The organism is Longimicrobium sp., from assembly GCF_036554565.1.
GTDB lineage: Bacteria > Gemmatimonadota > Gemmatimonadetes > Longimicrobiales > Longimicrobiaceae > Longimicrobium.
Genome location: NZ_DATBNB010000271.1, coordinates 1 through 1567, shown reverse-complemented (window position 1 = coordinate 1567; position 1567 = coordinate 1). Strand labels below are relative to the sequence as shown.

General features: G+C 72.6%; 2 protein-coding genes and 1 pseudogene. All 3 read left to right on the top strand.

Annotated elements, in window-relative coordinates; all coding sequences use genetic code 11:
* Positions 1-708 (top strand): annotated as a pseudogene (locus VIB55_RS07330) (hypothetical protein); the annotation flags it as partial.
* Positions 709-800: 92 nt separating this feature from the next.
* Positions 801-1121, top strand: coding sequence for a YbaB/EbfC family nucleoid-associated protein (locus VIB55_RS07325; protein WP_331072717.1), 321 nt, complete (start codon positions 801-803; stop codon positions 1119-1121).
* A gap of 7 nt (positions 1122-1128) precedes the next feature.
* On the top strand, positions 1129-1567 hold a 439-nt coding region (recR, locus tag VIB55_RS07320), incomplete at its 3' end, for a recombination mediator RecR (protein ID WP_331876017.1).

Sequence of the window (1567 nt, the reverse complement as noted above, 5' to 3'; positions counted from 1 at the left end):
CCGCAGCCGGTCGTCCCGCCGCGCGCCGAAGCTGCGGCGCCCGTCGCTCCGCCGATCCCGCCCCCCGCGACGACCGTCAGCGCGCCGGTGCAGAAGATCGAGGCGCCGCCCACGATGGTTCCGCGGCCGGAGGCGTTTCGTGCGCCGGCACCACCCGTGGACTTCGGCCCGCCGTCGTTCGATGACGCGCCGCCGCCGCCGGAGCCGGACGATGTCTTCGCCGATGCGCCCCGCTCGCGCGAAGCGTACGCGCCACGCGACTTCGCGCTCCCTCCCCCGCCCGACGAGCGCGCGCCCGCGGCGGACGGCGATGCGGGTGAGCTGGATGGCGCGCGGGTGCGGCGGGCGTGGGCCTCGCTGCTGCAGGACGGCGACGGCGTTCCCCGGGGCGCCAGCCTGTTCCTGAAGCCCGCCAAGCTGGTGCTCGCCGGTCCCCGCGCCCTGCGCGTGGACCTGCCCCCCAACGCGCCGGTCGTAGACCAGCTGTCCACGCCGGTCGCCAGGCGCGCGCTGGAAGACGCCCTGGCGCGCCGCCTGGGCGGGCCGGTGACGATTTCGTTCGGCGTGAGCGACGCACCGGCGCAGCAGGCGGGCGGCAACCGCATCACCGCCGAAAGCGCCCGCCGCGACCGGCTGCAGCGGCTGACGGAAGGGGAACCGGTCCTGGCGGCTGCGGTACAAGCATGGGACCTGGAACTCCTGGACTGAGCGCCGGATCTGCCCTGTTCGCGGGCCGGATCTTGCGCCGTCCTCCCACCAGGCGCAGTTCACCGGGTGTCTGAATCTGACCGTACGGATAGATGAACAACCTTCAGCAGATCCTCCAGATGGGCCAGCAGGTGCAGGCCCGCATGTCGCAGCTCCAGACCGAGCTGTCGTCCAAGACCGTCACCTGCTCCAGCGGCGGCGGCATGGTGACCGTTACCGCCGACGGCAAGGGAAAGCTGCGCACCATCAAGATCGATCCGTCCGTCGTGCAGCCCGACGACGTGGAGATGCTGGAAGACCTGGTGCTGGCCGCCGTGAACGAGGCGCAGAACCGGGCCAACGCGCTGTACGAGGAGGAGATGCGCAAGGCGGCGGGCGGCTTCCAGCTTCCCTTCCCCGTCCCGGGGCTCTGAGCCTCGCTTGTCGGCCATCGACGAGCTGGTGGGCGAGTTTTCGCGCCTGCCGGGGATCGGAAGGAAGACGGCGCTCCGGCTGGCGTTCCACCTGCTGAAGGCGCCGGAAGAGGACGCACGGCGGCTGGCGCGCAGCATCGTGGACGTGCGCGACAAGGTTCGCCCCTGCGAGCGCTGCGGCAACCTGTCCGACGCCAGCCCCTGCGGCATCTGCCTGAGCGCCCGGCGCGACACCTCGCTGGTCTGCGTGGTGGAGGAGTCGTCGGACATCCTGGCCATCGAGCGCACCGGCGAGTACCGGGGGCTGTACCACGTGCTGGGCGGCCGCCTTTCGCCGCTGGACGGCATCGGCCCGTCGGAGCTGAACGTGGCGCCGCTGGTGCAGCGGGCGGGGGCCGGCGAGGTTCGCGAGGTGGTGCTGGCCACCAACCCCAGCGTAGAGGGCG